Genomic DNA, 12,807 nt, shown 5'->3' with positions numbered 1-12,807 from the left:
GTTTCTATTAAAATAATTGTAACTTTTTTACTGTATCATATCTATCGTATTTTGTAACTGAAAGTATGTGACATATGGAAATTGATTTTTCGAAAAAATAGATAATAATAGTATAATAGGGAGAAGTGGAAGAGATGTTAGCAGTTATTTATACAGCAAATTAAGTGGAGGAATGAAGCATGTATAAAACATTTCTATTTGATTTAGATGGAACTTTAACGGATCCGAAAGAAGGGATTGTAAACTCGGTTTTATATGCATTAAAAAAAGTAGGAATTGAAGAAGTACATATAAGTGAGTTAGATTCATTTATAGGTCCTCCTATTCAGCAATCATTCATAGAGAGATATAATATGAGTGAAGGAGAGGTTGAACGTGCTGTTTTTTACTTCCGTGAGTATTTAAAGCAGCGTGGATTGTTTGAAAATAATGTATACGAGGGGATTCTGAAGCTCTTGCAACAATTAAAAAGTTCAGGGAATCGCATATTTGTAGCAACTTCAAAGCCCACTGTATTTGCGAAACAAGTTATAGAGCATTTTCAATTAACGAATTATTTCGAAGACATCATTGGAAGTAATTTAGATGGTACGAGAATAAAAAAAAAAGAAATAATTGCTCATATTTTACAAAAAAATGAAGAACTAAATAAAGAAGAAATGATAATGATTGGTGATAGAAAGCACGATATAATAGGTGCAAATCAGAATGGAATTGCTTCAATTGGTGTTTTATATGGCTATGGCTGTGAAAAAGAACTGACTGAAGTTAGTGCGACCTACATAGTGAAAGATGTTGAAGAACTGTATCATTTTTGTGTAGAGAAAAATTTAATACAGCAGTAAATATAGATTCTAGCAATCCCTTTATAACGTATGACGATGAATTCGTTTCTGTTTAAAGGGATTTTTCATATGTAATCGAATAATTATAATTAGACATTTTTAGCATAAAAATTTGTATGAATAAGAGGAGGGATGTCAGAATTAAAAGGTTAGTAGAAATTTATCAATAAAATTTAGAATATTCTGTTTAATGGAGGGGTAAAATTGGAGTTAGTTATTATATTATTAGCACTAAGTTTACTTATGTTCGTAGCATACAGAGGTTTTTCTGTTATTTTATTCGCGCCGATATTTGCATTATTTGCAGTATTTTTGACAGAACCTAGTTATGTATTACCTTTCTTTTCTAATATCTTTATGGAGAAAATGGTTGGATTTATAAAATTATATTTTCCTGTGTTTTTATTAGGAGCAATATTTGGAAAAGTAGTGGAAATGTCAGGAATTGCAGATTCTATCGCAAAAACAATTATTGAGTTAGTTGGTGAAAAACGTACTATATTAGCGATTGTATTAATGGGGGCTATTTTAACGTATAGTGGTGTTAGTGTGTATGTAGTAGTGTTTGCTGTTTATCCGTTCGCAGCTAAGTTGTTTCGACAAGCTAATATTCCAAAGCGTTTAATCCCTGGAACGATTGTTCTTGGAGCAGTAACGTTTACAATGGATGCGTTACCTGGATCACCACAAATTCAAAATGTAATACCTACAACATTTTTTAAAACGGATATTTATGCTGCACCGATACTTGGGATTGTAGGAGCAATTTTTGTTCTTACAGTAGGTTTACTATATTTAGAGAGTAGACGTAAGAAGGCAAAAGCGGCAGGTGAAGGATACTTTGGTTTTAATGATGGAAATACTGAAATGGCAGCATCTTTGCAAGTAGAACAAAAAAATATGCCATTAATTAATAACATTGAAATCACAAGAGCACAACAACTTATTGCATTTATACCACTTATTTTAGTAGGTGTAATGAATAAAGTGTTTACTATTATGATACCGAAGTGGTATCCAAGCGGTTTTGATTTTTCTGCAATTGGTATGAAAGCATTTGGAAAAGTAGAATTAAGTGCAGTAGTAGGAATTTGGTCTGTAGAATTGGCACTTATTATAGGGATCTTAACAACGTTATTATTATATTGGAAGCGAGTAGTAACAGGTTTCCAAGCTGGATTGAATACAAGTATTGGTGGAGCGCTACTTGCAACGATGAATACAGGAGCTGAGTTTGGATTCGGTGGTGTCATTGCAGCACTTCCAGGTTTCGCAATTATGAGAGATGGCATCTCTGCTACTTTCACAAATCCGTTAGTGAATGGTGCAGTAACGACGAATATTTTAGCTGGAATTACAGGCTCGGCATCAGGAGGAATGGGAATAGTATTAAGTGCAATGGGAGATAAATTTATTGCAGCGGCCAATCAATTTGATATTCCATTAGAAGTTATGCACCGTATCGTATCAATGGCATCAGGAGGAATGGATACACTACCACATAACGGGGCTATTATTACTATTCTTACAGTAACAGGACTAACACATAAACAGTCATATAAAGATATATTTGCTATTACAATTTTGAAAACGGTTGCTGTATTTTTAGTTATCGCATTCTATACTTTAACAGGACTCTATTAAAAAATTTGGATCGTAAAGATTCATCAAATCGATAATTTATGTTATAAAATATTAATTAGGATAAGAAGGGGTGGGGGACTTGCAAGAGGTTTCTGAGTTTCGTATGCCAAAGTCGGTATTATATGGAAGGAATTCGCTTGAAAAACTGGGAGAACAATCAAAAAAGTTAGGGAAAAGAGCTTTTATAGTTACTGATACAATTATGGAGAAATTAGGATATGTTGAAAAGTGTATGCAACAACTAAATAAGAAAGGTATTACTGTTAGTACATATAATAAAGTGGATGCTGAGCCTACAAATATACACGTATTAGAAGCGTTATCTCTTTGTAAAGAGGAAAAGTGCGATTTTATTATCGGTATTGGTGGTGGAAGTTGTATTGATGCTGCGAAAGCGGTAGCGGTTTTATATACAAATGGTGGAGAAGTTGAGGATTATGTCCAAAAGGATATTAAAATAGAAAACAATCCACTACCACTTATTGCAATTCCAACAACTTCTGGTACTGGATCGGAAGTTACAAGTGTAGCAGTAATTACGAATAAAAAAACAGATGTAAAAATGATGATGAAGCATCCTAGTTTTATACCGAAAGTAGCAATTATAGATCCAGTTTTGACAAGTTCGTTACCCCCACAAATTACGGCAGCAACAGGAATAGATGCGTTATGTCATGCGATTGAAGCGTATATTTCTAAATTTTCACAACCACTTACAGATGTACTTGCTCTTTCAGCTATTGAAAGTATTATGAAATATTTACGTATAGCATATGAAGATGGACGTAATATGGAGGCAAGAGAAGCGATGATGATTGCTTCCTTACAAGCTGGAATTGCATTTTCTAATGCATCAGTTACATTAGTTCATGGAATGTCAAGGCCAGTGGGAGCATTATTTCATGTACCGCATGGAATATCAAATGCCATACTATTACCTACAGTGTTAGATTTTACAAAAACAAGTGCAATGAAAAGGTTAGCAAAAATTGGACGTAGTTTAAATAAGGATTTGTATTCGAATTCTGATGAGGAAGTAGCAGACTACACACTTGGTGAAATAAAAAAACTTTGCTTTGATCTTCGTATTCCAAATTTAAAAGAATACGGAATCGATGAAATTGAATTTGAAAATGCTATTTCTAAAATGGCATCAGATGCAATTGAAAGTGGTAGCCCAGCTAATAACCCACGTGTTCCATCATATGATGAAATCAAAGAGCTGTATCGAGAGTGTTTTAATTATAAGTATAAAGAATTTATAAAAACATCAGATTATTAATTTCAGAATATTCTATAAAAATTCCCTTGGAAATGAAAGCAGAATTATTCTTTATTATTTCCATATTTCCGTTAAAACAAGACTTTATATTCCAAACTTAAAGTCTTGTTTTATTATGTATAATATACACAATAAAACGTTGTTATTAGTTTTATAAAAATAGTTTAGGTAGGTGTTTATATGAAAACGATAGGTCTTATAGGTGGCATGAGTTGGGAATCAACTTCTGAATATTATCGAATTATTAATGAAGAAATAAAAGAGAGATTAGGAGGGCTACATTCAGCAAAATGTTTGATTAATAGTGTGGATTTTGAAGAGATTGAACGATGTCAGTCTAGCGGAGATTGGGATGGTGCTGGAGAAATTCTAGGGAATGCGGCATATTCATTACAAAAGGGAGGAGCAGACTTTATAATCATTTGTACAAATACAATGCATAAGGTAGTTGAAAAAATAAAGGAGAAAATTGATATTCCAGTCTTACATATTGCTGATGCAACTGCAAAAGAAATTAAAAGAAAAGACATTCAAAAGGTTGGTCTGCTTGGAACTAAATATACAATGGAGCAAGATTTCTATAAGTCACGTATTGAAGAGCATGATATAAAAGTAATAGTACCATCAGGAACAAATAGAGAAAAAGTAAACGAAGTAATATATACAGAATTATGTTTAGGAAAAATAGTAGTTCAATCTAGAGAGTATTATAAAAGGGTTATAGAAGAATTAGTACAAGAAGGAGCACAAGGAATTATATTAGGTTGTACGGAAATAGGTTTATTAATAAAGCAAGAAAACGTATCAGTCCCGATATTTGATACGACCCATATACATGCAATTGAAGCAGTCAAGGTAGCTTTAGATAAATAGATAATAATTATATTATGTAAACTTAATTCGTATATCTGGAAAACATTCAGAAAATACTTTATAATGTAAGTGGTTACATTTAAGGGGGAATGCGTATGTTTTCAGTTCAACCAATCGCATTTGTACATAATGAAAGAAAGGAAATAAAAGATGATGAGTGGGGAGAAGTAAGATCCCGTATAACTTTAACTGAAATGTATGCAGAAAAAAGTATACAAGGGATTGAAGATTTTTCTCATATTGAAGTTGTTTTTTATTTTCATAAAGTAACTGACGAGCAAATTCAGTATTTTGCTAGACATCCTAGAAATAATAAGGATTATCCTGAAGTAGGTATTTTTGCACAGCGCGGGAAAAATCGTCCGAATCGCATAGGTGTAACAATTGTAAAGGTGATCAAAAGAGAAGGTAAATCAATTATTGTTGAGGGATTAGATGCTATTGATGGCACTCCTATATTGGATATAAAACCAATAATGAAAGAGTTTATGCCGACAGAAGAAATACACCAGCCTAAATGGGCAACGGATATAATGAGACAGTATTGGAAGGGGAATGGAGTAAAATGAGAATATATGAGGCAACAATTGCAGATTTAGATGGACTGGCATCAGTTTTTAATAACTATCGCATGTTTTATAGACAAGATTCTGATTTAGAAGGGGCAAAAGTATTTTTACGAAATCGAATTGAGAGAAAAGAGTCCGTTATTTTCGTAGCAGTTGAAAATGGCGAATATATTGGATTCACGCAACTATATCCATCATTTTCTTCCATTTCAATGAAAGAATTATGGATTTTAAATGATTTATTTGTACAAGCGGCGAAGCGTGGAGCCGGAACAGGTAAAAAATTATTAGAAGCTGCTAAAGAATACGCATTAGAAAATGGAGCAAAAGGTGTAAAATTGCAAACAGAGATTGATAATTTATCAGCACAACGATTATACGCTGAAAATGGCTATTTGAGAGATAATCGTTATTTCCATTACGAATTAACGTTTTAAAAAATTAAGTTGAAAGAGGCATTTTCAAGAAAAAGAATTTCTTTGTAATGAGAAATTCTTTTTTATTTTTGCCTAAATTAAAAAACATGACAAAAATAAAACGATATTTATTTATTGTTAAACAATAAATGTTGTGATAAAATTATGTTGCCATTAAATAAGTGAGGTATTGTAAATGAATCTTAAACGAAGTTCAACAATGTTCTTAAAAGTAATTATTTTTCTTGCTGGAATTTCAGTGCTTGCTTTATGCATATTTTTAGTGCCGGAAATGGCGGATTTCACAGCGAATTTGTATCCTAACATTGCTCCGATAAAATATCTTGTTTTCATTGTAATGTATGGAGCAGCTGTGCCTTTTTACGTTGCTCTTTATCAGGCTTTCAATCTTTTACAGTACATTGATGAGAACACAGCGTTCTCGGAATTATCAGTAAAGGCGTTAAAGAATATAAAGCGCTGTACAATTACAATCAGTGGTTTGTATGTATTAAGTTTGCCACTTTTTCATTTTATAGCGAAAAAAATGGATCCTCCTATTGGGTTAGTGGGACTCATTATCGTTTTTGCTTCGCTCGTTATCGCCGTTTTTGCTACTATCCTCCAACGACTTCTACAAGAGGCAATTCACATAAAATCAGAAAATGATTTGACGGTCTGAGGCGGCGGATATGACAATCATTATTAATATTGACGTCATGTTAGCAAAACGAAAAATGAGTGTAACGGAGCTTTCGGAGAAGGTTGGAATTACGATGGCGAATCTTTCTATTTTGAAAAATGGGAAAGCAAAAGCGGTTCGTTTTTCAACATTAGAAGCGATATGTAAAGCTTTGGAGTGTCAGCCAGGGGATATTTTGGAGTATAAAAACGATGAGAATACTCAATAAAAACAGATAACAAATGTAAATAATAGAAGTCAATAAAGAAGGGATAGCCACTAAGCTATTCCTTCTTTACGTTAATTGCTGTTACTAATAAAAAATATAATTTGAATTGCAATGTTTGCGTATCAAAAGGGAACTTGCTACCTTTTGAGGTGATCCGTTTTGTGGAATACAATTATTTGCCAAAAAGGCTATTTTAACTATGTTTTAAATTATTTCGTGTGAATCAAAATTTTCATTTGTATTATAGTTGATTTAAAACCCAGTTTGTTGCATCTTCAAAGTTATCTGCAATGTAGTTTGGTTCAATATGTGCCCATTTGTCTCGGTACGTATGCAAAGCATCATACCCAGCGCCTGTTCGGACTAGAATCGTAGTCGCATTTACTTTTGCTCCTGCAACAATATCAGTCCAACGATCACCAACTACAGCACATTGTGTTAAATTAAGTCCATGTTTTTTTGCTGCTTTAAGCAGCATGCCTGTACTTGGTTTACGGCATTCACAACCATCACCGTGTTTATGAGGACATACATAAATATCATCAAAACCGAAGCCTTCTAATTCTTGTACAAAATCGGCTACAGTTGCTATTCCATCTGCGATACCGGGTTGATTTGTGAAAGAGAAAATTTTTATATTTTTAGCTTTTAGTTTTTGCAAGGATGTTTTTGTGAATGGAAATAATGTAAAAGATCCTGGATAATGTATTGTAGTGTCACCACCAATTGTACCGTCACGATCAATGAAAATTGCATTAATGTTTGTCATTGTTATAGTCCCTTCACTTTATAAAGTAGTTTAAAAATATTTTACAAATCGGTAGCCATTTACTTCATAACCTAATTTTTTGTAAAAAGGATGAGCTTCTACTCTTTTTGTTCCACTAACTAGCCATGTGCCAATGCAATTATGTTTCTTTGCTAATTGCTCGGCATAATCCATCAAAACTTGTCCAATGCCTTTCCGTCGTATGTTAGAATCAACGCTAATAATTGAAATCTCTCCATAACGTGTTACATCTTCTAAATTTTCACGTATACGAAATCCAAGTAATCCAAATATAGCTTTTTCTTCCTCGTAAACATATAAAAAATCAAACGGACTCATTTGTACGAATTGTAGGCGGTTGTTCATATCTTCATAGGAAATAGAGGAACCTTTTAATTCTTTCGTTAAAGAACAAAGTGCGTCTATATCATCTATCGTTGCTTCACGAATTTGAAAAGACATATTATCAACTCCAATAAAATGTAATCAAACATTTAATATTCTGTTAAAAAATGTTTTTTCCTGCTATGAAAATAAATATTTTATAATGATATATAGATAGTTATATGTTATTCTTTTCCTTGATTGTATTGGAAATGGAAAGAAGGGGAATGCATGTTAAAAGTAAATATCCGCTCAGCTGGATATGAAATAGGCGAAAAAACAATTCATGATATAGCTTTTTCTATCGAAAAAGGTGAACTAGTTGCTCTTATTGGAGCAAATGGTGCTGGGAAGAGTACGACGATTAAAACGATACTCGGATTACTTGTAAATATGGACGGTGAAATATCATTCGGTGAAAAGAAAAATCCATATGCATACGTACCAGAACATCCAACATACTATGATTACTTGACGCTCTGGGAACATATTGAATTATTAATGGAAGCTCGTGGAAGTGAAATGGGAAGTTGGGAAGAACGAGCGGAACAATTATTACATACTTTTCGAATGAATAAGCATAAACATGAGTATTTATCAAAGTTTTCAAAAGGCATGAAACAAAAATCTATGCTAATATTGGCGTTTTTAACTGAGCCAGATTTTTATATCATTGACGAACCTTTTATCGGTTTAGATCCAGTAGCTACGAAAGAGTTTTTAAATTATTTATATAAAGAAAAAGAGCGCGGGGCAGGAATTATACTTTGTACGCACGTATTAGATACTGCTGAAAAAATTTGTGAAAGATTTTTACTCATTTCACAAGGTACATTAGTCGCAGATGGACATTTAGAATCTATTCAAATATTAGCGGAAATGCCGGGTAGTTCATTATTAGACTGCTTTGATGTAATTGTAAGGCGTGAACAACATGATTAAACAACAATTTTATAAGAGATTACGCCATGAACTTGAGCGGAAATGGAAGTCTATACGTTCGGTAACAGATTGGACAGTCGCATTATATATTATTATTCCAGCACTTATATTTATGGGAATCTATTATCGATCGCTATGGATAAATGAATTATCAACGGAAGAGACGATTTATTTCGGATTAGGATTACTCGCATTTTATCTAGTAACATATCCAAGAGGAGTTCGTTCATTTTTTGAGCAAGCGGATAGTTTATTTTTAATTTCGTATGCAACACATATGCGAAAATTAGTCCAGTATGGCATGATGTACACATTTGTTCGAATAGCGATAACGAATATAATAGTAGTCGTTATTATGTTACCAGTGTTGATGAAAAGTATCGAAGTAACAGAGATACAAGTCCTATTATTTTGGGTATTCTTTACTATATTTCGATTTATGTTGTCGTTGTTAACGAGATTTGTTCATGTACATGTGGGGAAACGATGGGTTTTATGGATTGTAAAAAATGTAGTATTTTCTATGAGCGTGTCCTTTTTTGGAATTAGTTTATTTTTTATTTATAAAAATCCGTTGTATTCAATTCTATTTATCGGTCTAGTAATTTTCTTAAGTAGTGTATTAGTAAAAGAGAAAATGAATTATAAAAAGTTCTTTTTTAAAGAAATCGAGAAAGAAAAGGAGGAAAGCATGCGCTGGACGAGCGGAATTATGCAAGTTGGTGGTCATGCGGCTAAACCGAGTAGTTCGAATAAAAAACCGTGGATGTTTCCGCGCTCTAAAAGACTTTTAGGGAAAAAAGCTGATTCTCGTATTGTCGAATCTTTTTTGAAAGAATTTTTCCGTACAAGTACTGCACGAATATTTTATATTCAAATTATATGTATCAGTACTGCAAGTATAATTATGACTCCAAGGTGGATTGCAGCTATTGTTCTCGTATTTGCTGTAGTTGCAATTTCTCGCTATGCACGTGATTATTGGAATGAATTTACGAATAAGATGTTTCTTCGTTTATATTGTGATGAAGGGAAATTACTATTGTTAAGATGGAAGGCAGATCGTTATTTATTACTACCAGCAATACTTTTATATGGAATAGTTATACTTTCACAGTTTTATTTATTGCCAGCTGTGGTAGGCAGCGTTGTTTTTATTTTATTAATTGTATGGATTGTATTTGTACCATTAAAAAAGAGCCATTGACGGCTCTTTTTCTAGTCTGTAACACATTGATAAATAAAATATACTAAAACGAGTATACTTGCGGCGGAATACATGACATCTAAAGTCATCTAATCGCCTCCTTATTGTTGTTGTATTTTTATTGTATGAAATCTTACAATTTCATATTCAAGTGAAAAATATGTGAACGTTAACAAAATTGTAAAGTGCAAAAATTACAATCATTTTGTATAATAGAAGAAACCACCGTTATATAAAAAATAATGAGTGAAAGGGGAGGGAACATAAATGCCAAATTGGTTTAGAAAAACCTTAGTCGCATTAATTACCGTGTTTACATTTGGTTTAGTGACGCCTCCTTCCATATTACTTGATAATGCCAAAGCTGCGGACAAGCCTACGAGCACAGCTGGGCAACAAAGTTTGGAGAGCACGTCCTATACATATGAAGAAACGAATGACAGGTTAACCACCGATACTTTTATTACTTATGCAATGCAAGAAGCAGAGAAGCAGTCGATGCAAAAGTTTGGTACTAAAATTGGTCCAGTAATTGAAGATGAGTTTAAAGATGTAATATTACCGAAAATTGAAGAGGCAATTGCTGAGCTTGCTAGTGATGTACCAGAAGATTCACTACAATCATTAGCGATTTCTCAAAAACCAGCTGGTGGAAATAATGAGAAGATTTTTCACGTCTACGATACGAAATCTGGAAATGATTTATTGCGTTTCCATGTAAGAAGAGATCATCCACCGCAAGATGGTTATTATTTTAATTTCCATTACCACCGTTTTGATGATGGATACTCTGGACATCATGAGTTAGGAAATATTTATTGGAATACGAATGTACCACCGAAATGGTTGTCTTAAAAAGAACAAGAGAAAATCTTGTTCTTTTTTATTTTTATAGAAGGGACAGACAACTATGTTGTTGAATAACATAGGTTTAGAAAAAAGAAGCAAAGGGAGTATGGGAATGCAAAAATATATTGTTTTTGACTTTGATGGCACATTAGTAGATTCACAAAATATATTTGTACCGATTTATAATCAACTTGCTGAAAAACATGGGTATAAAGCAGTAAAGGAAGACGAAATTGAACATTTACGTAAATTAACGATGCCAGAGAGATGTAAACAACTTAATGTACCACTGTATAAACTACCGATATTAGCGTTGGAATTTTATAAATTATATCAGCCTGCTATAAAAAATCTCGTTTTGTTCCATGGGATGAAAGAAGTATTAGATGAACTACATAAAAAAGGCTACGGAATTGCAGTCATATCATCGAACTCAGAAGAGCATATTCGGGCGTTTTTACACAAGAATGGTATCGAAAATATTCAAGAAGTGTATTGTTCTAAAAATTTGTTTGGTAAAGATAAAATGATAAAAAGATTTTTGAAATCAAAAAAAATAACAGAGAAAGATATGTTATATGTCGGTGATGAACAGCGAGACGTAGCAGCGTGTAAAAAGGCTGGAGTGAACGTAATTTGGGTATCTTGGGGATATGATGTTATTGAAACAGTGAAAAAAGATGCACCAGATTACATGGTTCATAAGCCGATGGAAATTGTGCAAGTAGTACAAGGAGCGTATTCTTAATATGAATACACTGCGAGCAGGCATTCATCATATTGAATTTTGGGTAGCAAATTTAGAGGAATCCATTTCTTTTTATAATAAGTTGTTTTCCATAATTGGGTGGAGAAAGTTAAATGAAATAGCATATAGCACAGGAGAAAGTGAAATATACTTTAAAGAAGTAGATGAGGAAATTGTAAGGACGTTAGGGCCTAGACATATTTGTTATCAAGCTATTCATAGAGAAGTAGTTGAGGAAGTAGCAGATTTTCTTTCTAGTACGAAAGTGAAGGTAATACGTGGTCCAATTGAAATGAATCATTATTCGGAAGGTTACTATACGATTGATTTTTACGATCCGAATGGATTTATTGTAGAAGTTGCCTATACACCAAATGCAGAAATGTAAGGGGAATAGATATGAAGATAATTACAGCATGGCAAAACAATATACAAATAGTAAAAAATGCAGTGGATATTAAAGAAATTTCTAAAGGTTTTTCACCTGATAAGAAATATATAATTACGAGTGCGAATAATGATAAATATTTATTGCGGACAGGCGATATAAAAGAGTATGAAAGAAAGAAAATAGAGTTTCAAATTTTAAATGAAATGCAAAATCGTAGTGTGCAAGCACAAAAACCAATTGAAATAGGTTTGTTGGCAGAAGAAGGTTTATGCTATGGCATCTTTTCGTATTTAGAAGGGGAAGATGCGAAGAAGTTATTGCCTACGTATTCACCAAAAGAACAATATGATATTGGTATAGAGGCAGGGAAAGATTTAGCAAAAATGCATACATATGAAGCACCTAATAATATACTTCCATGGTATGAAAGAGCAATGAAAAAACATAGTAAATATTTAGAGGCATATAAAACATGTGGAATAAACATAAAAAATGATGATAAAATCATAAAGTTTATTGAAGAAAATGAAATATCTTTAAAGAACCGCCCCAATCGATTTCAACACGATGATTTTCATTTAGAAAATATAATTGTACGGGATGGAAAATATGTAGGTGTTGTTGATTTTAATGGCTACGACTGGGGCGACCCACTTCATGATTTTGTGAAAATTGCACTGTTTGCAAGGGACATTAGTATTCCGTATTCAATCGGACAAATAGAAGGATACTTTAATAGAAAAATACCAGAGGAATTCTGGAAATTATACACGGTGTACGTTGGTATGACAGTTTTCTCCTCAGTTGTCTGGACATTACGAGCAGCGCCGCATATGTTAGATGATATGTTAGAGCGCCTTACTATAGTTTTAGAGGATCATAATAACTTTGAGTTATCGAAGCCAATTTGGTTTCAACCAGATAAGATTGATATGAAATAGAAAAGGTAGGTGTGATTCGCACCTACCTTTATTTTT

General features: G+C 32.9%; 16 protein-coding genes. 14 read left to right on the top strand and 2 right to left on the bottom strand.

The features are described 5' to 3' along the window. Window positions 1–179: 179 nt before the first annotated feature. From ACTFSL_RS15270 to ACTFSL_RS15235, 8 genes are all read left to right on the top strand, one after another. A complete protein-coding gene (locus tag ACTFSL_RS15270) occupies window positions 180–845 on the top strand; it encodes an HAD family hydrolase (protein ID WP_440041938.1) in 666 nt (221 codons plus the stop codon). A gap of 204 nt (window positions 846–1,049) precedes the next feature. Then, window positions 1,050–2,489: a GntP family permease gene (locus ACTFSL_RS15265; protein ID WP_000424332.1), complete on the top strand. Its 1,440-nt coding sequence runs from the start codon at window positions 1,050–1,052 to the stop codon at window positions 2,487–2,489. 79 nt (window positions 2,490–2,568) lie between these two features. After that, window positions 2,569–3,771, top strand: a complete 1,203-nt coding sequence (locus ACTFSL_RS15260) for an iron-containing alcohol dehydrogenase (RefSeq protein ID WP_440041937.1) — start codon at window positions 2,569–2,571, stop codon at window positions 3,769–3,771. Between the two features lie 180 nt (window positions 3,772–3,951). Continuing rightward, on the top strand, window positions 3,952–4,644 hold the full coding sequence (locus ACTFSL_RS15255; protein ID WP_000848563.1) for an aspartate/glutamate racemase family protein: 693 nt from the start codon (window positions 3,952–3,954) through the stop codon (window positions 4,642–4,644). Window positions 4,645–4,739: 95 nt separating this feature from the next. Beyond that, complete coding sequence (locus ACTFSL_RS15250; RefSeq protein ID WP_000493257.1) at window positions 4,740–5,213, top strand: SAM-dependent methyltransferase; 474 nt, start codon at window positions 4,740–4,742, stop codon at window positions 5,211–5,213. Beyond that, window positions 5,210–5,650 (top strand): GNAT family N-acetyltransferase, encoded by a 441-nt coding sequence (locus ACTFSL_RS15245; RefSeq protein WP_001223873.1) that lies wholly within the window; start codon window positions 5,210–5,212, stop codon window positions 5,648–5,650. The genes ACTFSL_RS15250 and ACTFSL_RS15245 overlap by 4 nt, the downstream gene beginning before the upstream one ends. A 175-nt stretch (window positions 5,651–5,825) precedes the next feature. After that, a complete protein-coding gene (locus tag ACTFSL_RS15240; RefSeq protein WP_440041935.1) occupies window positions 5,826–6,311 on the top strand; it encodes a DUF2975 domain-containing protein in 486 nt (161 codons plus the stop codon). Between the two features lie 10 nt (window positions 6,312–6,321). Continuing rightward, the gene (locus ACTFSL_RS15235) at window positions 6,322–6,540 is read left to right on the top strand and encodes a helix-turn-helix domain-containing protein (RefSeq protein ID WP_000152534.1); all 219 of its coding nucleotides are present in this window, start codon (window positions 6,322–6,324) and stop codon (window positions 6,538–6,540) included. 241 nt (window positions 6,541–6,781) lie between these two features. Here the strand turns inward: ACTFSL_RS15235 and ACTFSL_RS15230 are convergent, their stop codons facing one another. Together ACTFSL_RS15230 and ACTFSL_RS15225 are read right to left on the bottom strand one after the other, a co-directional pair. Beyond that, a complete protein-coding gene (locus ACTFSL_RS15230) occupies window positions 6,782–7,309 on the bottom strand; it encodes an HAD-IIIA family hydrolase (RefSeq protein WP_400155106.1) in 528 nt (175 codons plus the stop codon). Between the two features lie 30 nt (window positions 7,310–7,339). Beyond that, complete coding sequence (locus ACTFSL_RS15225) at window positions 7,340–7,771, bottom strand: GNAT family N-acetyltransferase (RefSeq protein ID WP_088351522.1); 432 nt, start codon at window positions 7,769–7,771, stop codon at window positions 7,340–7,342. A 153-nt stretch (window positions 7,772–7,924) separates the two neighbouring features. Between ACTFSL_RS15225 and ACTFSL_RS15220 the strand changes: the two genes are divergently transcribed. From ACTFSL_RS15220 to ACTFSL_RS15195, 6 genes are all read left to right on the top strand, one after another. Then, window positions 7,925–8,635 carry an ABC transporter ATP-binding protein gene (locus ACTFSL_RS15220; protein ID WP_400155107.1) on the top strand — a complete coding sequence of 237 codons (711 nt, stop codon included), beginning with the start codon at window positions 7,925–7,927 and terminating at the stop codon, window positions 8,633–8,635. Further along, window positions 8,628–9,842, top strand: coding sequence for an ABC transporter permease (locus ACTFSL_RS15215; RefSeq protein ID WP_000595441.1), 1,215 nt, complete (start codon window positions 8,628–8,630; stop codon window positions 9,840–9,842). The genes ACTFSL_RS15220 and ACTFSL_RS15215 overlap by 8 nt, the downstream gene beginning before the upstream one ends. A 267-nt stretch (window positions 9,843–10,109) precedes the next feature. Beyond that, on the top strand, window positions 10,110–10,697 hold the full coding sequence (locus tag ACTFSL_RS15210) for a YpjP family protein (RefSeq protein WP_001134421.1): 588 nt from the start codon (window positions 10,110–10,112) through the stop codon (window positions 10,695–10,697). A 106-nt stretch (window positions 10,698–10,803) separates the two neighbouring features. Beyond that, the gene (locus ACTFSL_RS15205; protein ID WP_025687389.1) at window positions 10,804–11,439 is read left to right on the top strand and encodes an HAD family hydrolase; all 636 of its coding nucleotides are present in this window, start codon (window positions 10,804–10,806) and stop codon (window positions 11,437–11,439) included. Window position 11,440: 1 nt separating this feature from the next. After that, window positions 11,441–11,827, top strand: coding sequence for a VOC family protein (locus ACTFSL_RS15200; protein ID WP_001094664.1), 387 nt, complete (start codon window positions 11,441–11,443; stop codon window positions 11,825–11,827). Between the two features lie 11 nt (window positions 11,828–11,838). Beyond that, entirely contained in the window at window positions 11,839–12,771 is a 933-nt protein-coding gene (locus ACTFSL_RS15195; RefSeq protein WP_400155108.1) for an aminoglycoside phosphotransferase family protein, read from the top strand. Window positions 12,772–12,807: the final 36 nt, after the last annotated feature.

This window comes from Bacillus cereus group sp. MYBK108-1 (assembly GCF_051917185.1).
GTDB lineage: Bacteria > Bacillota > Bacilli > Bacillales > Bacillaceae_G > Bacillus_A > Bacillus_A cereus.
Note: the sequence above shows the minus strand (reverse complement) of the source record. Positions and strands in the feature narration are given on the sequence as shown.

What these genes read in the sequence shown, in the direction of transcription:
- ACTFSL_RS15270 (WP_440041938.1), top strand. Translation starts at nt 180, where the DNA reads ATGTATAAAACATTTCTATTTGATTTAGATGGAACTTTAACGGATCCG.
- ACTFSL_RS15255 (WP_000848563.1), top strand. Translation starts at nt 3,952, where the DNA reads ATGAAAACGATAGGTCTTATAGGTGGCATGAGTTGGGAATCAACTTCT.
- ACTFSL_RS15250 (WP_000493257.1), top strand. Translation starts at nt 4,740, where the DNA reads ATGTTTTCAGTTCAACCAATCGCATTTGTACATAATGAAAGAAAGGAA.
- ACTFSL_RS15245 (WP_001223873.1), top strand. Translation starts at nt 5,210, where the DNA reads ATGAGAATATATGAGGCAACAATTGCAGATTTAGATGGACTGGCATCA.
- ACTFSL_RS15240 (WP_440041935.1), top strand. Translation starts at nt 5,826, where the DNA reads ATGAATCTTAAACGAAGTTCAACAATGTTCTTAAAAGTAATTATTTTT.
- ACTFSL_RS15235 (WP_000152534.1), top strand. Translation starts at nt 6,322, where the DNA reads ATGACAATCATTATTAATATTGACGTCATGTTAGCAAAACGAAAAATG.
- ACTFSL_RS15230 (WP_400155106.1), bottom strand. Translation starts at nt 7,309, where the DNA reads ATGACAAACATTAATGCAATTTTCATTGATCGTGACGGTACAATTGGT.
- ACTFSL_RS15225 (WP_088351522.1), bottom strand. Translation starts at nt 7,771, where the DNA reads ATGTCTTTTCAAATTCGTGAAGCAACGATAGATGATATAGACGCACTT.
- ACTFSL_RS15220 (WP_400155107.1), top strand. Translation starts at nt 7,925, where the DNA reads ATGTTAAAAGTAAATATCCGCTCAGCTGGATATGAAATAGGCGAAAAA.
- ACTFSL_RS15215 (WP_000595441.1), top strand. Translation starts at nt 8,628, where the DNA reads ATGATTAAACAACAATTTTATAAGAGATTACGCCATGAACTTGAGCGG.
- ACTFSL_RS15210 (WP_001134421.1), top strand. Translation starts at nt 10,110, where the DNA reads ATGCCAAATTGGTTTAGAAAAACCTTAGTCGCATTAATTACCGTGTTT.
- ACTFSL_RS15205 (WP_025687389.1), top strand. Translation starts at nt 10,804, where the DNA reads ATGCAAAAATATATTGTTTTTGACTTTGATGGCACATTAGTAGATTCA.
- ACTFSL_RS15200 (WP_001094664.1), top strand. Translation starts at nt 11,441, where the DNA reads ATGAATACACTGCGAGCAGGCATTCATCATATTGAATTTTGGGTAGCA.
- ACTFSL_RS15195 (WP_400155108.1), top strand. Translation starts at nt 11,839, where the DNA reads ATGAAGATAATTACAGCATGGCAAAACAATATACAAATAGTAAAAAAT.